The organism is Dyella sp. RRB7, from assembly GCF_022761115.1.
In the GTDB taxonomy this organism is placed as follows: Bacteria; Pseudomonadota; Gammaproteobacteria; order Xanthomonadales; family Rhodanobacteraceae; genus Dyella.
In genome coordinates this window covers 1250684-1273186 of sequence record NZ_JAKWJS010000001.1, presented here as the reverse complement: position 1 = coordinate 1273186, position 22503 = coordinate 1250684, and the positions used below count along the sequence as shown (strand labels likewise).

At 66.8% G+C, this 22503-nt stretch carries 21 protein-coding genes; 13 read left to right on the top strand and 8 right to left on the bottom strand.

All coding sequences use genetic code 11. The annotated features are described in order from the left end of the window. Positions 1–4 precede the first annotated feature (4 nt). Positions 5–541, bottom strand: coding sequence for a gamma carbonic anhydrase family protein (locus MJ606_RS05740; protein ID WP_243048429.1), 537 nt, complete (start codon positions 539–541; stop codon positions 5–7). A gap of 34 nt (positions 542–575) precedes the next feature. Beyond that, positions 576–2285 carry a patatin-like phospholipase family protein gene (locus MJ606_RS05735; protein WP_243048428.1) on the bottom strand — a complete coding sequence of 570 codons (1710 nt, stop codon included), beginning with the start codon at positions 2283–2285 and terminating at the stop codon, positions 576–578. Between the two features lie 146 nt (positions 2286–2431). Between MJ606_RS05735 and MJ606_RS05730 the strand changes: the two genes are divergently transcribed. The 10 genes from MJ606_RS05730 to MJ606_RS05685 all read left to right on the top strand — a co-directional run bounded on the left by MJ606_RS05730 (position 2432) and on the right by MJ606_RS05685 (position 11675). Next, positions 2432–4474, top strand: a complete 2043-nt coding sequence (locus MJ606_RS05730) for a M3 family metallopeptidase (protein ID WP_243048427.1) — start codon at positions 2432–2434, stop codon at positions 4472–4474. Positions 4475–4535: 61 nt separating this feature from the next. Then, a complete protein-coding gene (gene xth / locus MJ606_RS05725) occupies positions 4536–5315 on the top strand; it encodes an exodeoxyribonuclease III (RefSeq protein ID WP_243048426.1) in 780 nt (259 codons plus the stop codon). Positions 5316–5333: 18 nt separating this feature from the next. Beyond that, positions 5334–6011, top strand: coding sequence for a YecA family protein (locus MJ606_RS05720; RefSeq protein ID WP_243048425.1), 678 nt, complete (start codon positions 5334–5336; stop codon positions 6009–6011). 125 nt (positions 6012–6136) lie between these two features. Next, entirely contained in the window at positions 6137–6970 is an 834-nt protein-coding gene (locus MJ606_RS05715) for a pirin family protein (RefSeq protein ID WP_243048424.1), read from the top strand. Between the two features lie 309 nt (positions 6971–7279). Then, positions 7280–7738: an SPFH domain-containing protein gene (locus MJ606_RS05710; RefSeq protein ID WP_243048423.1), complete on the top strand. Its 459-nt coding sequence runs from the start codon at positions 7280–7282 to the stop codon at positions 7736–7738. Positions 7739–7899: 161 nt separating this feature from the next. Further along, a complete protein-coding gene (gene rsmG, locus MJ606_RS05705) occupies positions 7900–8535 on the top strand; it encodes a 16S rRNA (guanine(527)-N(7))-methyltransferase RsmG (RefSeq protein WP_243048422.1) in 636 nt (211 codons plus the stop codon). 40 nt (positions 8536–8575) lie between these two features. After that, positions 8576–9463 carry an AAA family ATPase gene (locus MJ606_RS05700; protein ID WP_243048421.1) on the top strand — a complete coding sequence of 296 codons (888 nt, stop codon included), beginning with the start codon at positions 8576–8578 and terminating at the stop codon, positions 9461–9463. Positions 9464–9465: 2 nt separating this feature from the next. After that, positions 9466–10335 (top strand): ParB/RepB/Spo0J family partition protein, encoded by an 870-nt coding sequence (locus MJ606_RS05695; protein ID WP_243048420.1) that lies wholly within the window; start codon positions 9466–9468, stop codon positions 10333–10335. Between the two features lie 154 nt (positions 10336–10489). Then, positions 10490–11206 carry a glycosyltransferase gene (locus tag MJ606_RS05690; protein WP_243048419.1) on the top strand — a complete coding sequence of 239 codons (717 nt, stop codon included), beginning with the start codon at positions 10490–10492 and terminating at the stop codon, positions 11204–11206. Positions 11207–11306: 100 nt separating this feature from the next. Beyond that, positions 11307–11675 (top strand): DUF488 domain-containing protein, encoded by a 369-nt coding sequence (locus tag MJ606_RS05685; RefSeq protein ID WP_243048418.1) that lies wholly within the window; start codon positions 11307–11309, stop codon positions 11673–11675. On the opposite strand, the gene MJ606_RS05680 is transcribed toward MJ606_RS05685, so the two are convergent. Then, entirely contained in the window at positions 11653–12564 is a 912-nt protein-coding gene (locus MJ606_RS05680; protein ID WP_243048417.1) for a patatin-like phospholipase family protein, read from the bottom strand. The two genes, MJ606_RS05685 and MJ606_RS05680, sit on opposite strands and share 23 nt — an antisense overlap. A 133-nt stretch (positions 12565–12697) precedes the next feature. Next, positions 12698–13681, bottom strand: a complete 984-nt coding sequence (locus MJ606_RS05675) for a YafY family protein (RefSeq protein WP_243048416.1) — start codon at positions 13679–13681, stop codon at positions 12698–12700. A 143-nt stretch (positions 13682–13824) separates the two neighbouring features. Here MJ606_RS05675 and MJ606_RS05670 point away from each other — a divergent pair, with 143 nt between their 5' ends. Together MJ606_RS05670 and MJ606_RS05665 are read left to right on the top strand one after the other, a co-directional pair. Further along, positions 13825–14724 carry a hypothetical protein gene (locus tag MJ606_RS05670; RefSeq protein WP_243048415.1) on the top strand — a complete coding sequence of 300 codons (900 nt, stop codon included), beginning with the start codon at positions 13825–13827 and terminating at the stop codon, positions 14722–14724. A 114-nt stretch (positions 14725–14838) separates the two neighbouring features. After that, on the top strand, positions 14839–15666 hold the full coding sequence (locus MJ606_RS05665; RefSeq protein WP_243048414.1) for a DUF481 domain-containing protein: 828 nt from the start codon (positions 14839–14841) through the stop codon (positions 15664–15666). Positions 15667–15718: 52 nt separating this feature from the next. Here the strand turns inward: MJ606_RS05665 and hemC are convergent, their stop codons facing one another. The 4 genes from hemC to MJ606_RS05645 all read right to left on the bottom strand — a co-directional run bounded on the left by hemC (position 15719) and on the right by MJ606_RS05645 (position 19819). Next, a complete protein-coding gene (gene hemC / locus MJ606_RS05660; RefSeq protein ID WP_243048413.1) occupies positions 15719–16636 on the bottom strand; it encodes a hydroxymethylbilane synthase in 918 nt (305 codons plus the stop codon). A 122-nt stretch (positions 16637–16758) separates the two neighbouring features. Then, positions 16759–17463, bottom strand: coding sequence for a LytTR family DNA-binding domain-containing protein (locus MJ606_RS05655; protein ID WP_243048412.1), 705 nt, complete (start codon positions 17461–17463; stop codon positions 16759–16761). Between the two features lie 11 nt (positions 17464–17474). Next, positions 17475–18521 carry a histidine kinase gene (locus tag MJ606_RS05650; protein ID WP_243048411.1) on the bottom strand — a complete coding sequence of 349 codons (1047 nt, stop codon included), beginning with the start codon at positions 18519–18521 and terminating at the stop codon, positions 17475–17477. A gap of 632 nt (positions 18522–19153) precedes the next feature. Beyond that, the gene (locus tag MJ606_RS05645) at positions 19154–19819 is read right to left on the bottom strand and encodes an alpha/beta hydrolase (RefSeq protein WP_243048410.1); all 666 of its coding nucleotides are present in this window, start codon (positions 19817–19819) and stop codon (positions 19154–19156) included. Between the two features lie 214 nt (positions 19820–20033). Here MJ606_RS05645 and MJ606_RS05640 point away from each other — a divergent pair, with 214 nt between their 5' ends. After that, positions 20034–22469 (top strand): prolyl oligopeptidase family serine peptidase, encoded by a 2436-nt coding sequence (locus MJ606_RS05640; RefSeq protein WP_243048409.1) that lies wholly within the window; start codon positions 20034–20036, stop codon positions 22467–22469. Positions 22470–22503: the final 34 nt, after the last annotated feature.

Sequence of the window (22503 nt, the reverse complement as noted above, 5' to 3'; positions counted from 1 at the left end):
CTCGTCATTGCGCGGCGAGGTACTCGTCCTTCAGCCGCACGTAGTGGTCGGCCGAGTAGTGCAGCTGCTCGATCTGCTTGTCGCTGAGCACGCGCACCAGCTTGGCCGGGTTGCCCAGCCACAGCTCGCGCTCGCCGACCACCTTGCCGGGCGGAATCAAGCTGCCCGCGCCGACGAAGCCGTATTTCTTCACGGTGGCGCCATCGAGCACGGTGGCATGCATGCCGATCAGGCAGTAGTCCTCGATGGTGCAGGCGTGGATCACCGCGCCGTGGCCGATGGTGACGCCCTCGCCCACGACGGTGGGAAAGCCGCCCGGCGAATACGGGCCATCGTGGGTGACGTGGATGACGGCGCCGTCCTGCACGTTGCTGCGCGCGCCGATGCGGATGAAGTGCACGTCGCCGCGCAATACCGCGCCGGGCCAGATGGATACATCGTCATCGAGTTCCACCGCACCGATGACGGTGGCAGCCGGATCGACATAGACGCGCTGGTGAAGCGTGGGCCAGATGCCCTTGTATTTGCGTAGTGGGTCCATCGGCCTATGGTACTCCCGGCCGCGATCCCGGCGGTCACGCCTGCGCTTGGAGCATCTTGAGGGTGTGCAGGTAGCCCGACTCCATCGCGCGGTGCCAGTCCTTCCAGTCCAGCATGCCGATGTGTTCCAGCGGCGGCGTGATCAGCAGGTCGGCACGCTCGCGCCGATGCTCGCTGGGGCCTTCGCTGTTGACCATGGCCGCGCGCACCAGGGTGGATACCAGTCCTGGCCGCTGGATGTCCTGGCGTCCCAGCAACAGCTGCCACCATGGCGGCGTGGCGTATTCCTCGGCGGTGGTGAGCAGCGAGATGTCGGCGCGGATATCCACGGCGGTGATGTGGGCGATGCCATCGTCGGCCATCACGTCGGTAGGCAGGTTGTCGACCAGCGCGCCATCCACGTAGACACGGCCGTGATGCAGCACCGGTGGCAGCACGCCCGGAATGGCGCTGGACGCGCGCAGCCACAACCACAGCGGGCCATGCCGGTGCACCACCATGCCTTCGCCGGATAGGCAGGTGGAGACGCAGAAGAACGGCAGCGTCAGGTCTTCGATGTCCAGTGCACCGAAGGCGCGCCGCAGCATCGCCGCCGCGCGTCGGCCACGGGTCAGCGCGATGATGGGCACGGTCCAGTCCGACAGCGGGCGTCCCTCGACGAAGCTGCGGCGGAACATCTCCACCATCTCGTCCAGTTCCCAGCCGGCCGCCACGCCGGCGCCGATGATGGCGCCGATGCTGGTACCACCCACCGCGTCAAACTCGTGACCCGCCTCGTGCAAGGCACGCAAGGCTCCGAGATGAGCCACGCCGCGCGCACCGCCGCCGGCCAGCACCAACCCGCGCGCGTTGCCGCTGACCCGCCGCGCCAACCGGGCGATGTCGGCCCGCCCGCCCACGTGGTGGTGCTGCAGGTCGCCGCTGAATTGCGCGCGCCAGCGCTGCGCGGCGCCAAGCCCGGGCTGGCGTCCCGCCTGCAGCAGGATCAGGTGACGCGGTCGATGACCGACCCGCGACGGATCCATCAGCGACGATTCCGGCCACGGCCGTGCCGGTTGCGAGGCAAGCGCGGGCAACAACAGCACGTCGGCCTGGCGCAGGCAGCGCTGGCGCCAATGGCTGTCGCCGGTGGTGTCCAGGTAGATCACGAAGCGCGCCTGGGCCTCGCGCTCGGCGAACCAGTCACTGCCGCGCCCGACCCCATGCTCGGCATCGATCACGATGCAGCTGCCCCAGTGCTCCAGCTCCATCGCCAGCTGCATGGCGAGCGAACGCGCCGGCACGTCCGGGTTCGCCGGCAGCAGCGCGAAGGTGCGTGCGACCCCGGGCGCTTCATCGCCGCGCATGCGTTGCTGCAGCCGGGCGATCGCCACGCGGGCCACGCCCAGCATGGCTTGCGGATACCGCCGGGTCAGCGCCTCATAGGCGGCGCGGTCCAGCCGCAACAATTCCGAATCGCGCAACGCCCGCGCGGTGTGCTGGCGGTGTTCGCCGGTGATCAGGCCGATCTCGCCCACGCTGTCGCCCGCTGCCACCAGGCGCACCCGCTGGGTAGGACCGGCGAACACGCCCAGGCTGCCGCTGACCACCAGGTACAGCGCGTCCGCAGGGTCGCCTTGCCGGAACAGCGCACGACCGCCGGGCAGTGAAAACCATTCGAGTTCGGGAACGAGCGCGGCGAGCGCCTCGTCCTCCAGATGCCCGAACACGTCGCAATGACGCAGCAGGGCGGAGAAATCGGGCATGGGCATGCGCCGATGGTACGGCGCGCGATATGACAATTCGTGAGCGCGAGCCCGCCTGGACGCGCTTCCCCGCTTGATTTCGCCTGGGTGGGTCGCCACGCTGGCGGGCAGCCCGCCGGCCTGTCCGCGGGCGCTAAGGAGAATCCATGGAACACCATAATCCGCTGCTGGCCGACGACACCTTGCCGGCGTTTTCGCAGATCCGCCCCGAGCACGTCACGCCCGCGATCGACACCTTGCTGGCCGACTACCGCGCCGGCATCGACGCGCTGACCGCCCCCGGCGCTCCGCACGATTTCGCCAGCGTGATGCTGACCCAGGAACGCCTGGAACAGCGCCTGGCACGCGCCTGGGCGCCGGTGGGTCATCTGCATTCGGTGGCCGACAGCGAGGCGCTGCGCAAGGTCTACGGCCCGGCGGAGGAAAAGCTCACCGACCACGCCATCGAGGTGGGCCAGAACCGCGCGCTCTACCAGGCCGTGCAGGCGCTGGCCGACGCCCCCGATTTCGCCACCCTGCCGCGTGCGGAACGCGCCCTGGTGGAACACGCCCTGCGCGACTTCCGCCTGTCCGGCGTGGCGCTGGAGGAACCGGCGCGTTCGCGCTATCGCGAGATCGGCGTGGAGCTGAGCAAACTGTCCACCGAATTTTCCAACGCCGTGCTCGACGCCACCGATGCGTGGCATGAGCACATCACCGACGAACGCGATCTTGCCGGCATTCCCGAATCCGGCCGTGCGGTGCTGCGCCAGTACGCCAAGGAGCAGAACCTCGACGGCTACCTGGTCACGCTCAAGCAGCCCAGCGTGCAGGCGGTGCTCACCTATGCCGACAACCGCGGCCTGCGCGAGCGCGTGTACTGGGCCTACCAGACGCGCGCCTCCGACCAGGGCCCGCAGGCCGGCAAGTACGACAACAGCGAACGCATCGAGCGCATCATGGCGTTGCGCCACGAGGCCGCCAGGCTGCTCGGCTTCGACAACGCCGCCGAGGAATCGCTGGCCACCAAGATGGCCGGCACGCCCGCCGAGGTGATGGCCTTCCTGCACGACCTGGCCAGCCGCGCCAAGCCGGTGGCGCGCGACGAACTCAACCGCTTGCGCGAGTTCGCCACCACCGAACTCAAGCTCGATAACCTCGAATCATGGGACGTGGGCTACGCCTCGGAGAAGTTGCGCCAGCAGCAGTACGACCTGGATGAGGAACAGCTCAAGCCGTATTTCCCGCTGCCGGCGGTGATCGACGGGCTGTTCGGCCTCACCCAGCGCCTCTACGGCATTTCGCTCAGCGTGCGCGAAGGCGTCGATGTGTGGCATCCGGACGTGCGCTACTACGACGTGCGCGACGCCGATGGCCGCGTGTTCGCCGGCGCCTATGTCGATCTCTACGCGCGCACCGGCAAGCGTGGCGGTGCGTGGATGGACGTATGCCGCGCGCGTTTCCGCGATGGCGACCATGAGCAATTGCCGGTGGCGTTCCTCACCTGCAACTTCGCTCCGCCGACCGAAGGTCGCCCCGCGCTGCTCACGCACGACGACGTGCTCACCCTGTTCCACGAGTTCGGCCACGGCCTGCATCACCTGCTCACCGAGATCGCGCTGCCCTCCATCGGCGGCATCGACGGCGTGGAGTGGGACGCGGTGGAACTGCCCAGCCAGTTCATGGAGAACTTCGGCTGGAACCGCGAGGCGCTGGACCTGTTCGCCCGTCACTACGAAACCGGCGAGCGCCTGCCCGACGAGTTGTTCGAACGCATGCTGGCGGCGCGCCATTTCCACGCCGGCCTGTTCCTGGTGCGTCAGCTCGAATTCGCCATGTTCGATTTCCGCCTGCACCTGGAATACGACCCGGCCAAGGGCGCGCGCACCATGGACGTGCTGGAGGAAGTGCGCCACGAAGTGGCGGTGCTGCATCCGCCGGCCTGGCAGCGTTTCCCGCATGCGTTCTCGCATATTTTCGCGGGCGGCTACGCGGCCGGTTACTACAGCTACCTGTGGGCCGAGCTGCTCAGTGCCGATGCGTTCGGGGAGTTCGAGGAAAACGGCGTGATCGATCGCGCCACCGGCGAGCGTTTCCGCCGCGAGATCCTCGCGGTGGGCGCCAGCCGCCCCGCGCTGGAAAGCTTCATCGCCTTCCGTGGCCGCGCACCCGAGCCGGAGGCGCTGCTCAAGAGCCACGGGCTGGCCTGAGGATGCCCGCCGTCCCTCAGCGGACGGCGGCGTCCGCGCATCCATCCTTTACAATGCGCCCATGAAAATCGCCTCGTGGAACGTGAACTCACTCAAGGTGCGCATGCCGCACCTGACCGAGTGGCTGGCCGAGGCCAGGCCGGATGTGGTGGCGCTGCAGGAAACCAAGCTGGAAGACGCGAAGTTTCCCGTGGATGAACTGGCCGCGGCCGGTTATCGCGCGGTGTTCTCCGGCCAGAAGACCTACAACGGCGTCGCCTTGCTGGCGCGCGCCGACGTGCACCCGGGTTTCGAGGATGTCGTCACCGACATCCCGAACCTGGACGACCCGCAGCGGCGCATCCTGGCGGCCACGGTCGGTGGCGTGCGCGTGGTCGACCTGTACGTGGTCAACGGCAAGGCCGTCGGCGACGAAAAATACGCCTACAAGCTGGACTGGCTGGCGAAGATGCGCGAGTTCCTGGCGCGCGAGATCGAGCGGCATCCCAGGCTGGTCGTGCTGGGCGATTTCAACATCGCGCCGGACGATCGCGATGTCTACGATCCGGTGGCCTGGGGCGAGGACATCCTGTGCTCGCCGCCGGAACGCGAGGCGCTCAAGCGCATCACCGAGCTGGGCCTGCACGATAGCTTCCGGCTGTTCGAGCAGGGCGGCGAACACTTCAGCTGGTGGGACTACCGTCAGGGTGCGTTCCGGCGCAACATGGGTCTGCGCATCGACTTGATCCTGATCGGCGACGCCCTGAAATCCGCGGCGACCACGGCGGGCATCGACCGCACGCCGCGTACGTGGGAACGACCTTCCGATCACACGCCGGTAACCGTGGATCTGGATATCTAAGGCAAAACAGGCAGCTGGATGAATACACCGAAGACCGACTGGCCCAGTTCGCTGGACGACAAAGAACTCGACGAACTGGATCTCTACCTGCGCGCCCACGTCGGCGAAGGCGACCTGCTGCTCGACGGCGTGCATGGCCTGCTTTCGGCGCTGGCGGTCGGCCCCATGCAGGTCTTGCCGGAAGAGTGGCTGCCCGAGGTGTTGCACGAGCCGTTCGCGGACGAAGCGGAAGGCAATCGCGTGCTTGCCCTGCTGGCCAAGCTCAACGATTCGATCAGCGCCGAACTCGACGTCGATGCCTACGAACCCATCCTGGGCGAAGTGGAAACCGAAGCGGGCCCGGTGCTTTCCGCCGCCGGCTGGTGCGAAGGCTTCAGCCGCGGCATCGACCTGCGCGCCGGGCTGTGGGAAAAGCGTCTGGCCGACGATCCGCAGCTGATGGAATTGCTGGGTCCGGTGATGGCGCTGGCGGTGGACGAGGGCATCCTCAACGCCGACGCCGAGTTCGAGAAGCTCAGCGACGACGAGTACGACGAATGCCTGGCCCAGGTGCCGACCGTGCTCGGCGCCGTCAATCACTACTGGCATGAGCACCCGGCCACCGAAGCCGAGCTGGAAGCGGCCATTCGTCCTGCCGAGGAAGCCGAGCCGCAACATCCGCCGCCGCGCCAGCGCAGCGGACATTGGGTGCATTGACGAGCCAACGCGGGAAACGCTGCCGTTTCCCGCTACCGGCGAAACAATCCGTTCCGGTTTCGCCTCTTGGGCATGCTGCCCGGCGACGTCATCATGGGTGGCAGACCTATCCATGGGAGCAAGCCATGACTGAGCGCAGCATTCTCCGCCGCATCCGCGGCATCGACACCTCCGATGGCGCAGGCGTCAAGCTCAAGCGCGTCATCGGCCAGCCGGGCCTGGACATGCTCGACCCGTTCCTGCTGCTGGACGAATTTCGTTCCGACCAGGCGGGCGACTACATCGCCGGTTTCCCAGAGCATCCGCATCGCGGCTTCGAAACCGTGACCTACATGCTGGCCGGCCACATGAAGCATCACGACAACCACGGCAACAGCGGCGACCTGGTGCCGGGCAGCGTGCAATGGATGACCGCCGGCCGCGGCATCCTGCATTCGGAAATGCCCGAGCAGGAAGACGGCCTGATGTGGGGCTTCCAGCTGTGGGTGAACCTGCCGTCGAAGGACAAGATGATCGCGCCGCGCTACCAGGACATCGGCCCCGAGCGCATTCCGGTGGTGCATCCGGCCGATGGCGTCGAAGTGAAGGTGATCGCCGGTGAATTCGACGGCGTGACCGGCCCGGTATCCGAAGTGATCACCCAGCCGATCTATCTGGATATCGCCGTGCAGCCGGGCGCGTCGGTCACCATCCCGCTGCCCGATGGCCATGCCGGTTTTGCCTATGTGTTCGACGGTGTGGACGCCGAGGTCGGCGGCCAGCCGCTCGCCCGCAGCGAGCTGGCGGTGCTTTCGCGCAACGGCGGCCTGCGCATTGCCGGGCGCGACACGGTAGCCCGCGTGCTGCTGGTGGCCGGCCATCCGCTCAACGAAAGCGTGGCGCGCTACGGACCGTTCGTGATGAACACGCCCGAGCAGATCCACGAAGCCATCACCGACTTCCGCGCCGGCAAGTTCTGAGAGCCCCCTCCCAGCCTCTCCCTGCATGCAGGGGGAGGGGTAATCCCCTAAAGCCACCATCGCCGCCGCCGTTAACCCTACCGATGTAGGGGGAATCCGGCGGCTGGCGGCACGGATGGCGCGGTCGATGCATGCCATCCGTGCCTGCCGCCGGGTTCACAGAATCAAGCCTTTAGCCCAAAAGACGGGTTGTAAAACGACCTTAGTTCGTCGTTAAATTGGCATTAATCCAAGGGGATGCAACCAGCTGTACCATCAACTTACAGCTCCTTGCTAAGAATCCATATATAACTAGCTGTATTTATTGCCATGAATGCCCTGATTACACTCGTTGTCCTGGCCTTGATCGCGACCTTTGCGGCCGCCATCAAGCGCGTGCCGGTCGACCAGGTGCATAGCCTCTACCGCCGTGGCAAGCCGTATCGCCTGCTGCAGCCTGGCACCCACATGGCCTTGCCGCTGGTCGACCACGTCGAGCACCGCATCAACCTCAGCGGCCAGGTGTTGCGCTTCGAGGAGCCGCTGCCCAACGCCCACGACGTGCGCGGCACGGTGTACTGGCAGGTGCTGGAGCCGGAGCGTGCCGACGCGGTGATCGAGCAGGCCGATCAGTTGATCCGCGGCGGTGCCCTGGCGGCGCTGCGGCAAGAGCCGGAAGCCTATAGCGCCGATCATCGCGACCTGGGTTCGCGCCTCAAGCAGAGCATGAACGGCGCGCTGCGCGAGCGCGGCATGATGGTCACCCGGGTGGAGCTGGAATTCGCCTGAGCGGCACTGGCGCCGATCAGGTCATGGTGAGGCCGCCCCAGAGCGCCCGCCACAGGGGAGTCCCTTGAAACCCGCTTCGGCGGGTTTTTCTTTGCCCGCGCTGGCATCGTAGGCATCGCGCCCCGATACTTCCGCCCCTTCCTATTCCAAGGTACCGCCGCATGACTTCCCGCCACGACCTGCATACCCAGCTGGAACGAGGCGTGGCCTCGCTCGGCCTGCAGCTGCCGGCGGGCGCGGTGGAGCGCCTGCTCGACTATCAGGCGCTGCTGGCGCGTTGGAACGCCACCTACAATCTCACCGCCATCCGCGACCCGATGGAGATGGTCAGCCGGCATCTGGTCGATTCGCTGGCGATCCTGCCTTATGTGCAGGGCCAGACGCTGGCGGATTTGGGCACCGGCCCCGGCCTGCCCGGCATTCCGCTGGCCATCGCCGCACCGCAGCGGCAGGTATTGCTGGTGGATTCCAACGGCAAGAAGGTCCGCTTCCTGCGTGAGGCGATCCGCTCGCTCAAGCTCGATAACGTGCGGGCGGTGCAGTCGCGGGTGGAAGACGTCGAGGGCCAGTTCGACTGCATCACCGCGCGCGCCTTCGCCAGCCTGGCCGACATGCTGGCGTGGGGTGGTCATCTTATGACCAGGGAGGGTGTCTGGCTGGCCATGAAGGGCAAGCACCCGGAGGATGAATTGGCCGGCGTGCCGCCCGGCTTCGAAGTGCGGGCCATCCACACGCTGGCCGTGCCCGATGTCGGCGGCGAACGCCATCTCGTCGTGCTCGGCCGGGCAGGCTGCTAATCTAGCCCCCTTTTCACTCGCGCACGGTATCGACGACACCATGGCTCGCATCATCGCTGTCGCCAACCAGAAGGGCGGCGTCGGCAAGACCACCACCGCTGTGAACCTCGCCGCCGCGCTGGCTGCCGCCAAGCGCAAGGTGCTGCTGGTCGATTTCGATCCGCAGGGCAACGCGACCATGGCGTCGGGCGTGGACAAGCGCGTGGCCAAGCCCAACGGCTGCGAAGTGCTGCTGGACGAGGCGCCGATCGAGCAGGCCATCGTCAAGACCGAAGCGCATTTCGACCTGCTGCCCGGCAATGGCGACCTTACCGCCGCCGAGCTGAAGCTGATGGACGCGATCGCGCGCGAGAGCCGGCTCAAGGAGCAGCTGGCCAAGGTGGCCGACCGCTACGACATCATCCTGATCGACTGCCCGCCGTCGCTGCACCTGCTCACGCTCAATGCGCTGACGGCGGCGAATGGCCTGCTGATCCCGGTGCAGTGCGAATACTTCGCGCTGGAAGGGCTTTCCAGCCTGCTCGACACGGTGAAGGCCGTGCGCCAGCGGCTCAACCCGGCGCTGGAAATCGAGGGGCTGCTGCGCACCATGTACGACGTGCGCAACAACCTGGGCAACGAAGTGTCGGCGCAGCTCATCCATCACTTCGGTGACAAGGTGCTGCGTTCGATCATTCCGCGCAACGTGCGCCTGGCCGAAGCGCCCAGCCATGGGCAGCCCATTCATCTGTACGATCGCAGTTCGCGTGGCGCGATTGCCTATATCGGCCTCGCCGGCGAAATGATCCGGCGCGAGCGTGGCCACGCTGCCGCCGCCGTGCACGATCACGCGGGCGACGTCGCCGAGGCGGCGTTGCATGACGATGCCACCCAGGTCGGCCTGGCCGACGAGACGCTCGACGACATCGTCGACATCCATCAGGAGTAAGCATGTCTGCTGCGAAAAAACGGGGCCTGGGACGCGGGCTCGATGCGCTGCTGGGTGGTGATGGCGCCGGTACGCCGTCGGTGATCGAGCAGGAAGGCGAGCTGCGTACCCTGCCCATCCAGCAGATCCAGCCGGGCAAGTACCAGCCGCGCCGCCACTGGAACGACGAAGCGCTGGACGAACTGGCCGCGTCGATTCGCGCGCAGGGCCTGATCCAGCCGGTGGTGGTGCGCGCGATCGGCAAGAACAGCTACGAGCTGATCGCCGGCGAGCGCCGCTGGCGCGCCGCCCAGCGCGCGCAACTGACCGAGCTGCCGGTGCTGGTGAAGGACGTGCCCGAAGTGGCCGTGCCGGCGATGGCGCTGATCGAGAACATCCAGCGCCAGGACCTCACCCCGCTGGAAGAAGCCGATGCGCTCAAGCGCCTGATCGACGATTTCGACCTTACCCACCAGCAGGCCGCCGATGCCGTGGGCCGCTCGCGCGCGGCCGTATCCAACCTGCTGCGCCTCACCGAGCTACCGGCTTCGATCAAGCGCCTGCTGGACGAAAGCAAGCTGGAGATGGGCCATGCCCGTTGCCTGCTGACCCTGCCCGAGCATCTGGCCGAAGGGCTGGCGCTGGAAGCGGCCCGCAAGGGTTGGAGCGTGCGCGAGCTGGAGGAAGCCGCCCGCCGCGTGCAGACCGCGCCCAAGGGCAAAGCCAAGAGTGCGCCCTCGCGCGACCCCAACGTGGCCGACCTGGAGCGCGAGCTGGCCGAGCGTTTTGCCACCCGCGTGGAGCTGGCGCAGGGCCGCGGTGGCCGCGGCAAGCTGGTGATCCACTACCACAGCAATGACGAGCTGGAAGGGATACTCGGCAAGATCCGCTAGGGATTTGTCCGCAACTCCGTCATTCCGGCGAAAGCCGGAATGACGCCCTCATGAAGGGTCGGAGGGACCGGTATCGGCTCCTGACGCCATCCCGTCTACCCACTAGAATGGCGCCCTGGCGCCGCGCGCCCTTTGTTTAGAGAAGGCCTTCCCCATGCCACAACTGTCCGTCGTCGTCCCGGTATTCAACGAGCGCGACAACATTCCGCCGCTGCTCGCCGAGATCGCCGCCGCCCTGCGTGGCAAGGTGGAGTTCGAGATCGTCTACGTGGACGACGACTCCAGCGACGACAGCGTGGCCGTGCTCGCCAGCGAGAAGCCGAACTACCCGGAGCTGCGCATCGTGCGTCATCTCACCCGCAGCGGGCAGAGCACGGCGGTGTGGAACGGCGTGCGCGCCGCGCGTTCGCCGTGGATCGCCACGCTCGATGGCGATGGCCAGAACGATCCGGCCGATATTCCCAAGCTGCTCGCCGCCCGCGACGGCGCGACGGAAGACACTCGTCTGTTTGCCGGCTGGCGTACCACGCGGCGCGACAGCTTCAACAAGCGCATTTCCTCCAAGATCGCCAACGCGGTGCGCTCGCGCATGCTCAAGGACGCCACGCCCGATACCGGCTGCGGCCTGAAGCTGTTCGATCGCGAGGTATTCCTGCGCCTGCCCTACTTCGACCACATGCACCGTTACCTGCCGGCACTGGTCAAGCGCGCGGGCTTCCGGAGCACCAGCGTGCCGGTCGGCCATCGCCCGCGCACGGCGGGCACCTCCAAGTACGGCATGCTCGACCGCCTGTGGGTGGGCATTGCCGACCTGCGTGGCGTGGCGTGGCTGATGCGTCGTGGCAAGGTGACCCAGGTCGAGGAAATCTGATCCGTTCGGCGTCGTTGCGGGAACGTTTCGTTGCCTGGCTTGTGACGCGTTTTTCATCGGCGTATGCGGATGATCCTTCCTTTGGGAGGCCGCCCGAACCATGAGCATTGCCGTCAAGCGGGTCTACGAGCCGGCGGCGCCGTCCGACGGCTACCGCGTGCTGGTCGATCGGCTATGGCCGCGCGGCCTCAAGAAGGAAGATGCCGCACTCGACGAGTGGACCAAGGAACTGGCGCCTTCCGCGGCGCTGCGCAAGTGGTTTGGCCATGACCCCGCGCGCTGGGAAGGTTTCCGCCATCGCTACGCCGGCGAACTGGACGCCGCCGCCGAATACTGGCGGCCGTTGGCGACGCAGGCTTCGCGGCATCGCATCACCCTGCTGTATGGCGCGCGCGACGAAGAACACAACAATGCCGTTGCGCTGAAGTGCTATCTCGACGCCTGGCTCAAGGCTCACGGACCCCATTGAGGCGATGCGCCGGCTGCCAGTCGGACAGCATGCGCCGGGTCTGCAGGCGGCCCAGCTCGATCAGTTCGCGGGCGCGATAGAACTCGTACACGTTCGCCACGTTGCGCGGCAGCCGGATCAGCAGATCCGGCTCGTACGCGGCCAAGCGCAGGCGCGACAGGTTGGCCTGCATCAGGTCCATCGATTGGGTGAGCAGTTCCAGCATGCCCGGCTCGCGTGGCTTGTCCGAGCCGTGCGGCATCAACTTGCCGATGAAATCGCCAATGCGCGAGCGATAGCTGCTGGAGATTTCCGCGTCGGGTGTGGCGAGTTCCTCTGGCGTGGAGGTGTCCGGCGGGCCGTCCACGCTTACCGCGAAAATGTAGTCGGCCGTCTCGCGAATCAGCGGCGTCACTGGCACCGGATTGAGCAGGCCGCCATCGATCAGCCGTCGATCGCCCAGCACGAAGGGGCGAAAGATGGTGGGAATCGCGATCGACGCGCGGATGGCGTCGAACAGCGAACCGCGCGTCAGCCATACCTCGCGCTCGCGATCGAGGTCGGTGGCCACGGCGGTGAAGGCCAGCGGCAGCTCCTCGATGCTGGCGTCGCCGATCAACTCGCGCAAGGTGTCGATGATGCGCTCGCCCTTGATCAGGCCGCCGCCGGACAACGTCCAGTCGACCAGCCTGAGCACATCCATCTTGGCCAGCGCCGAGACCCAGTCGCGATAGACGTCCAGCTTGCCCATCGCATAGATGCCGCCGATCAGCGCGCCCATCGAGGTGCCGGCGATGGCGACGATCTCATAGCCCTGGGCTTCGATCTCCTCGATCGCGCCGATATGGGCCAGTCCCTTCGCACCGCCGGAACCAAGCGCCAGCGCCACGGTCGGTTTTCGGGTGGCCATGGAATCCGCAGGTATGGCAGAGGACTGGGCGATCTCGGTAGGGCTCATGGAACGCACGGCACGGCGACAGTCGGGGGCGTTAGCCTCGTCCTGTCGCGAGGTGATGGCAAGTGTTTGCCCGGCCGGCGCCGCGTCAGCGCGGCGGTTTCTGGTACTCGCCCAGCGCCAGTTGCAGCTGGATCTTCATTTCCTCGCGCAGCGACAGCGGTGCCACCACTTCCGCATCCGGACCGTACTTGAGCACGTCCATCAGCAGTTCCTTGGAATTGGAATAGGGCACCTGCAGTTCGTAGCGCCCATCGGGCAACCATTCGCCCTTCTGCTGCGAATGCCAGTGTTCGTCGGCGACCCAGCGCGCGGCATGCTGCGAGAAGCGCAGCGTGGCCCAGGCCTTGGGCTTGCCGGCGAAGATGCCGTAGCTGGAGGCGAGCGCATCGTTGAGTTCGTTCTCGGGCACGTCGCGCGCCGGTTCGTCCAATGCTTGCGGCTCGGCGATGCGATCCACCGCGAAGCTGCGCAGCGCCTCGCGGTCGTGATCCCACACATCGAGGTACCAGTTGTCGCGGTAATGCGTCAGCCGCTGCGGCGACACCTTGCGATGACTGTCCGCGTTGGTGGTGCGTGCGCGATAGCGGAAGCGCAGCTGCTTGCGTTCCAGCACGGCGCCGGCGACCACGCGGAACACCTGCTGGTCGAGCTTGCGCTCGCCCCACGCGATCACGCGGATGCGTTCGATCGGCAAGGCCTTGCCGCTGCCCTGGTCGGACAGCAGGTGTTCGATGCGCGCCTTGAACGGCGCCAGCGCACCGGCCAGCACGCCGGGTCCGCTGCGTCCGATCAATTCGTTGAGCGCGAGCAGCGCGGCCAGTTCGTCCGAGGTGAGCCACAGGCCCGGCAGCTCGAAGCGTTCGCCCTCGCCTACCGCATAGCGAAACGCCGCGTGCTCACCGCCCGCACTCTCGATCGGCGCACCCAGCGCGTCGCGCAGAAATGCCACGTCGCGATACAGCGTCGCGCGCGAGCACTCCAGCTCGTCCATCAGACGCGGCAGGGGCACGGGATAGTGCGCCGACTTGAGCAGTCGGTGCAGGGTCAGAATGCGCTCGTAACGATCCATGAAATGATTTTCGACGGCAGCCTCCGCGTAGCATGCGCACCGTTGGCGATAGTCGCAAGTCCACCAGACGGTGGAAGCCGGCTGAATCGTCAAATAATCATGTCCTCGTGATCCGATCTTCACGTACAGACGACAGAAAACTCATGAAGCAGCCCCGTGTTCGCCCACAACCCGCCGTGATCAACGAGCCTGGCGGTCCCGCGCTCATTCGCCCGCGGCGCGTGGGCGCCACCTCGCTGCAGGTGGCAGCCTTCCAGGGCCTGGGCCTGTGGATGCTGCTGGGGCTTGCCCTGGCGGTGGGCGTCTATCCCTCCGGCCGCGGCGATGCGCTGGTGCCGCTTGCCCTGGGCGCATTGCTACTGATCATCGGGCTGGTGGCGGCGTGCGTGCGTGCGCCATGGATGCCCACCTGGCACGGTTGGCGCATCGGCAAGGACACTCGCCCCACGCGCGAGGCACTGATCGTTCTCGCCAGCTTCCTGCCGATGCTGGCGGTAGCTGGGCTGGCCCGGGGGGACAATACGTTCTGGGCCACGCGCCTGGCCGGCGCGGCGCTCACGCTATGCAGCCTGGTCAGCCTCACGGTCGCCGGCTATGCCGATATCAAGCGGCGCATGCCGGGGCTCGATACCCGCCTCATCTCGCAGCTGCCGCTCAGTCGCGTGGTCTCCGCGGCCTATGGCGGTGGCCTGTGGCTGTGGCTTTGCGCGGCGGGGCAGGATGGCGGCGATGCCGCCGATCCCAGGCCATGGATCGTGGGCCTGCTGCTGCTGGCGCTGCTGCGTGGACTGGTCGAAGGCATGCGCTGGCAGGCCGTGCTGCAGCGATTGCCGGTGCCGCGGGCCAGGCTTGAAGTGCAGCCCCGGCGCTACCTCGCGGCCAGCCTGATCTATGCCTTGCCGTGCCTGGCCCTGATCCTGGCGAGTTTCGATGATGGCCGCCTGTTCATGGCCGCGCTCGCCACGCTGAGCTGCATGGCAGGCATGAGTATCGAGCTGAGTTTGTATGATGAGGCCTTGGCGGCGCTCCCCGACAGCCGCTGAATGGCCATCCGGCGCCGTTTGGGCCGCGAAAAAGCCGCCCTGTTCACAGGCAGTTCAATCCGCCTCGCTAAGGTGACGGCCTGCTTTTGTTTAACGAAAAAGGAACAAATCCCCATGAAGAAGACCCTGATGGCGGGCGCCCTGCTCGCGGCGCTGGTGAGTTTTGGCGCACAGGCTGACGACGCGCCGGCCGCTGCGGCCTCCACCTCCAACCCGGCCGACAACGGCGGCTGGACGGGCTCGGGCGAATTTGGCTTCGCCTCCTCTTATGGCAACTCCCGCTCGGAGAACATCAACGCCAAGCTTGGCCTGAGCCAGGAAAACGACATGTGGAAGAACAACTTCTTCCTCAATGGCCTGCGTTCGAAGGGCGAAGTGCAGGTGCAGGACCAGTACGGCAACGAAGTGGACCGGCTCACCACCACCGCCAACCGCTACGACTCGGGCGCCTCGGTGGGCTTCAAGCTCGATCCGCGCAGCTACATCGTCACCGCGGCCCGCTACGAGCACGACGATTTCGGCGCCAACCTGTGGCAGGGCATCGTCTCGGTGGGCTACGGCTATATCGCGCTGAAGACCGAGAGCACCGAGCTGTCGTTCGAAGCCGGTCCCGGTTACAAGGAATATCGCCCGGCCGACGTCACCGAGGAAGTGAACGGCGCGAACGTCAAGGTGCCGCAGGCCACGCAGAACGAAGTGGTCGGTCGCGGCCTGATCAACTACAAGTACCGCCTCACCGCCAACACCGCGCTGGAAGATACGCTGCTGATGGAAGCGGGTTCGAAGAACAAGTACTACCAGAACGACATCGGCGTATCGGTCAGCATGACCAAGAAGATGGCGCTGAAGCTTGGCTACCAGGTCCGCTACAACAGCGACGTGCAGCCGGGCACCGACAGCACCGACACGCTGCTCACCACCAACCTGGTCTACAACTTCTAATCGCTGGCGAAGGCCTCGAACCCCGCTCCCGGCGTGAGCGGGGCGATGCGTTTCAGCGGTCGAGTAGTGTCCGCGCGCCCTGCGCGAACAACGCCTCGGCAACGCGCTGCCCCAGCGCCTCGGCCTGGTCGCCCTCGGCCTGTGCTTCCGCCAGCAGCAGGCGGCCGCTGCTGGCATCGCCCACCATGCCGCGCAGGTGCAGGCCGCGTTCGGTGAGCGTGCACCATGCTCCCACCGGCACGGTGCAGCTGCCGCCCAGCAGGTGATTCATGGCGCGCTCGGCGGTGACGGCCAGCCGGGTGTCGGCATCGTCGAGTGCCGCAAGCAGCGCGAGTACCGCCGGCTGGTCGGCGCGGGCTTCGATGGCGATGGCCGCCTGGCCCGGTGCCGGCAGCCAGTCCGGCGCGGTGAGGCGGCTGCGGATGCGGCTCGACAGTCCCAGCCGTTCCAGTCCCGCGCAGGCCAGCAGGATCGCGTCGTAATGGCCCGCGTCGAGCCGCGACAGGCGCGTGCCCACGTTGCCGCGTAGGTCCAGCAAGCTGAGATCGGGCCGCACCGCGCGCAACTGGGCCTGTCGGCGCAGCGAAGATGTACCCACCCGCGCGCCCAGCGGCAACGTGGCGAGATCGGCGTAGTCGTTGCTGACAAAGGCGTCGGCCGCATCGGCGCGCGGCAGGATGGCCGGCAGGGTGAAGCCCGGCTCCACCTCGGCCGGTACGTCCTTCAGCGAATGCACGGCCAGATCCGCGCGGCCTTCCAGCATGGCCACTTCCAGTTCCTTGAGGAACAGGCCTTTGCCGCCAATGGTGGCCAGCGGCTTGTCCAGGATCTCGTCGCCCCGTGTCGACATCGGCACCAGCTCCACCATCAGTCCGGGATGGGCGGCGCGCAACTCGGCGGCTACGTGCTCGGCCTGCCACAGGGCGAGCGCACTCTTGCGGGTGGCGATGCGCAGCATGGATGGGGTCATGAAGGTCTCGGTGAAGGCGCCGCGCAACGGCGTCGTTGGGAAAGCTTATTGTGTCGTAAATGGCGCGCGCGGCGCAGGGTACCGCGCCGTGCATGACGTCGCATGGGCGCCGTGCGCTTCGCTCAACCCATGCGCAGCAGTTTGCGCAACGTGGGCAGGTTGCGGCGACTGACTTCCGGGGTGAGGTCGGTGCCACCGAGCCGGGCCAGCACGCGGCCATCCTGCAGGGTCTTCAGGCCGATCAGCCGTTGCGACGGCACCAGGCAATTGCGATGCAGGCGGATCAGGGCTTCCGGATAGGCCTCTTCCAGCTGGCGCAGCGATTCTTCCAGCAGCAACTGGCCGCCGCGATGTTGCACCACCACGTATTTCTCTTCGGCCAGCAGGCACACCACGTCATCCAGCGCCACCCGCACCTGCTCGCCGCGCAGGCGTCCATGCAGATAGCTGGTGGCTTCCCGTGGCCCCTGCAGCAGGCGCTGGCGCGCACGCTGCAACGCCTCGGCGAGCCGCTCCAGGCGTACGGGCTTGAGCAGGTAGTCGACGGCGCCGAGGTCGAAGGCATGCACGGCGTGGTTTTCGTAGGCCGTGCAGAACACGATCTGGGGCCGCTTGCGTCCGACCAGCCGCTGCGCCAGCGCGGTGCCGCTCATGCCGGGCATGTTGATATCCAGCAGCAACAGGTCGGGCTGCAGCTCGCTGAGCGCCACCAGCGCGGCCTCGCCATCGCTGACGTTGCCGACGATGTCGACGTCTTCGCACTCACCAAGCAGCGCTGCCAGACGGGCGCGAGCGAGGGGTTCGTCATCAACGATCAATACGCGCATAAAAGCCTGTTCTACGGTTGCGGAAGTTGCAGGCGCACCACGAAGCGTTCGCCCTGTGGGCCGGCCAGCACCCGGGCGCGTGGCCCGTAGCGATAGGCCACGCGCTGGCGCACATTGTCCAGCCCGTGGCCGTGGCCGCCCGGCGTGGGTTCGCCCGCGCGTGGATTATCGATCTCGATGACGATGCCGTCAGGCCCCTGCTGCCCGCGCAGGATCACTTCACCGCCCTCGCGCAGCGGCTGGATGCCATGACGCACGGCGTTCTCCACCAGCGGTTGCAGCAGCAGGCGCGGCAAGGGAAAGGATGGCGGCAACTCATCCAGCTCCCGTCGCACGCGCAGGCGTTCGCCGAGGCGCAGCTGCTCGATGGCCAGGTAACGGTCGACCAGCGCCAACTCCTCGGCCAAGGTGCCGTCACCGGTGCCATGCTCGCCCAGCGCGGCGCGGAACAGTTCGGAAAGATCCTCCACCGTGCGCTCGGCGGCCGCCGGATCGACCCGCACCAGCGCCGCCACGGTATTCATGCTGTTGAACAGGAAATGGGGCCGAATGCGCGCCTGCAGCGCGGCCACCTGCGCCTTGGTGACGGCGGCCAGGCGGGTCTGCCACTGCGCCAGCAGATAGAAGTAGCGCAGCAGCGCCCCGCCAAGCAGGGCGGCGATCAGCGTGTTGTTGCGCACGAAATCGCCGGCGGTGTCGGTGAGCAATTGCATCTGCATGGCGTCGTCCATCCAGTGCACCAGCGCGCTGCCCGCCGCCACGATCAGCACCATCACCAGCCACACCCCGGCATACGGCGCGTTCCCTGGCAGGCGCTGCAACAGCGGGCGCAGTTTGCACAGCGCCACGCCAATCACCAGCGCCAGCCAGTCGGCGAACAGCATGCCCACGCTGTAGCCGCGCCAGCCGTGGCTGTTGTTGGGCGCCAACCACATCACGGTGACGATGATTGCGCCGACCACCAGCAGCGTGAAGATCACCGGCATGCTGCAGAAATCGGGCAGCAGCTGGCGCCCGGGGCGACCGCTGGCAGGTGGTTCGATGGGGGGGGGCGTCATGCGGCGGAGTATGCCGCATGCGGGGAAAGGGATATGGGGTGTCGCTGGTCATTCCTGCGCAAGCAGGGACCCAGTGACTGTGTTCTTGATGGTGGCGTTATCGCTCGCGTGCTCGCCTGCGGCGGGCTTCCGAGCCGCTGCCGCGGCCCGGGTCACTTCTCTTTGCGTGGCCAAAGAGAAGTAACCAAGAGAAAGGCCACCCCGATGGCGCGCCCTTCGGGTGCGCGGACGGGTTGCGGAGGTTTGGCGACAGGGCCTCCTGCCCTGACGCCAAACTGGCTCGCCTCCATGCGAGCCACCCTGCGGGCTTTTCCTCCACCCGCCCGCCGCGCCATAGGGGACCCGAAGATCAACAGCCAGGGCTCGAGCCGTGTGCTCTTGATCTATGGGCACCCTGTGCGGCGGTGAGGGCCGGACGATCAGGCCCGCAGGGGGATCGACAAGGAAGTCGATCCCTTTTCGTCAGGGCAGGAGCCCTGTCGAAAAGCCCGGCCGCAGGCGAGCCTGGTCATCGCTACGCCACAATCATAAGGCGCAGTCACTGGATCCCTGCTTGCTCAGAGATGACGGGCTGGGGACGATTGCGAAACGCACGAGGATGCCGAGAAAAAAGCGGTTGCGCCCAACGTCCCTCAACCTGCCAAACGCGAAGTCATCCACTGCCGCAAATCAGCCACCTCCTCCGAGCACACGGAATGCGGCATCGGATAGGTATGCCAGGCCACCGGGTAACCTAGCGACTGCAGCAGGTCGCGCGAGGCCACGCCGCGCGTGAGCGGCACGATCGGGTCGGCGGTGCCGTGGCCCCAGAAGATGGGCGTGGCGGCATTGGCGGCGCTGCGTTCGGCCGCGAACGACTCGTGTAGCGGCAGATAGGTGGACAGCGCGATCACGCCGGCGATCTGCTCGGCATGACGCAGGCCGGCCGCCAAGGCAATGGCGCCGCCCTGCGAAAAGCCGGCCAGCAGGATGCGGCCGGTCGGTACGCCGCGCTGGTTTTCCTGGGCAATCAGGGCATCGACGCTGGTGATGGAGGCGCGTATGCCGCTTTCGTCCTGGCGGGATACCAGGTCCATGCCGGCGATGTCGTACCACGCGCGCATCGGCATGCCGCCGTAGACCGTCACCGGTCGCGTCGGCGCATGCGGAAAGACGAGGCGCAGCGCGGGCCACTCGGGCGAAATCAGCTCCGGCACGATGGATGCGAAATCGTTGCCGTCCGCGCCCAGGCCATGCAACCAGATCACGCTGTGGGTGGGGTTGGGCGCGGTTTCGATGTCGACGGAGGGAAGGGGCATGAGACGTCGCCAGGGCTAGGGCAATCAGGTGGGCATGCCTTACCTGGCATGCAGCGAAACTCCCGGAACGCGCGGTGCGCACGTCGGGACGACACCGCCGATGGGCGAACCAGGAAGATTAGCTGCCTAGGTGGCCAGTTTGAACCCGGACCATCGGCGCTTGCCAGTTGGCCGGCCTTGGCTATGCTCGGGCGTTTTGATCGTGGAGCCCTTCATGCGCCGAATGCTGTTCGCCGGCCTTGCCGCCTTCGCCGCCTTGCCCGCGGCGGCCCTGTCGCCTGCCGCCAGCGGTGGACCGTTGGACCTGGAAACCATCATGGCCAATCCGGACTGGATCGGCGCGGCGGTGGAGTCTCCCTACTGGAGCGTGGACGGGCGCAGCCTGTACTACTCGCTCAAGCAGGACGGCAGCAAGGTGCGCGACCTTTATCGGGTTGACCTGGCCAGCGGCCAGAGCGTGAAGCTCGACCCGGCGGCGGTGGCCCAGGCCGACGGTCCGGCGGTGTTCGATCGCGCGCATCGTCATGCCGCTTTCGTGCGCCACGGCGATATCTTCATGATCGACCTGGCCAGCGGTCGCCGCGTGCAGGTCACGCGTAGCACCGAGGCGGAATCCTCGCCGCGTTTTTCCAGCGACAACCGCAGCCTGCAGTATCGCCAGGGCAACAACTGGTTCGTCTACGACATCGCCCAGGGCGTGAGCGCGCCGGCCGCCGTGCTGCGCTTCGTCGACGACCCGCAGGCCAAGCAGCCGGACCAGCTCAACGCCATGCAGCTGGAACTGTTCAAGTCGCTGCGCGAGAACAAGTCCGACAAGGACGCCCAGCGCGCCAACGACGACGCCCTGGCCGCCGCCGACCCGGGTCGCGCGCCCAAGCCGATCTATCTCGGCGACGGTGGCGAGCCGGTCGACACCGAACTGTCGCCGGATGGCCGCTGGATGCTGGTGGTGACCAAGCCCAAGGGCGCCAAGGACGGCAAGCATCCGGAAGTCACCCACTATGTGACCGACTCCGGCTATGCCGAGCGGCAGGAAACGCGCACCTACGTGGGCCGCGACGACCCCACGCCGCAGTCGCTGGTGCTGGTGGACCTGAAGGCGGCCAAGTTCTATCCGCTCAAGACCGACGGCCTGCCCGGCATCAAGGACGATCCGCTCAAGGACATCCGCGCCAACACGGTCGCGGCGCTGCAGAAGGCCGGCAAGGACGACCAGGCCAAGGCGTTGAAGGCACCCGAGGTGCGCCCGGTGCGCATCGTTTCCAGCGCCGATGACGGCGGTGGCGGCGGCATCGTGTGGAGCGACGACGGCCAGAACGTGGCCGTGCAGCTGCGCGCCATCGACAACAAGGACCGTTGGATCGCCAGCGTCGATTTCGACAAGCACGCGCTGCTCAACCAGCACCGCCTCACCGACAACGCCTGGATCAACTGGAACTTCAACGATTTCGGCTGGCTCAAGGATGGCCGCACGCTGTGGTATCTCAGCGAAGAAAGCGGTTATTCGCAGCTCTACAGCAAGAGCCTGGGCGGCAAGGCCAAGGCGCTGACCACCGGCAAGTTCGAGGTGAGCCATCCCGCGCTCAGCGACGACGGCCAGTGGTTCTACGTGCGCACCAACCAGGCCGCACCGTACAGCTATGACGTGTATCGCCTGCCCAGCGGCGGTGGCGAGCTGACCCGTGTCACCCAGTACCAGGGCATGGACGACTTCGTGCTGTCGCCGGACGGCCGCCAGCTGGCGGTGCTGCATTCCTCGCCCTACGTGCTGCCCCAGCTGGCGGTGCAGGATGCCGCGGGCGGCGCGCCGCGCGAGCTCACCAACACCATGAAGCCGGCCTTCACCGCGCATCCGTGGATCCAGCCGCAGATCGTGCCGGTGCCGTCATCGCATGGTGCGGGCAGCATCTGGGCGAAGTATTACGGCCCGTCCGATGCGGCCGATGCCGGCTCGCGTCCGGCGGTGATCTTCGTGCATGGCGCGGGCTACCTGCAGAACGTCACGCTGTCCTATTCCAACTACTTCCGCGAGCAGATGTTCCATAACCTGCTGGTGCAGCAGGGCTACGTGGTGCTGGACATGGACTATCGCGCGTCGGAGGGCTACGGCCGCGACTGGCGCACCGCGATCTACCGCCAGATGGGCCACCCGGAACTGGACGACCTGCTCGACGGCAAGGCCTGGCTGGTGAAGAACCACGGTGTCGATCCCAGGCGCGTGGGCATCTACGGCGGCAGCTACGGCGGCTTCATGACGCTGATGTCGCTGCTGCGCGCGCCGGGTGAATTCGCCGCCGGTTCCGCGCTGCGTCCGGTCACCGACTGGACCAGCTACAACCACGAGTACACCTCCAACATCCTCAACGACCCGCAGCTGGATCCGGAGGCCTATGCCACCAGCTCGCCGATCGAATACGCCGACCAGCTGCAGGACCCGCTGCTGATGCAGCACGGCCTGATCGACGACAACGTGCTCACCAGCGACACCATCCGCCTGTACCAGCGCTTCATCGAGCTGCACAAGCAGAACTTCTGGATGTCGCTGTACCCGATGGAGCGCCACGGCTTCGTGCACCCGGACTCGTGGTACGACGAGTACCGCCGCATCGACGAGCTGTTCAATACGTACGTGAAGCCGGTGAAGCAGTAAGCGCCGTCATTCCCTCTCCCCGCCGGGGAGAGGG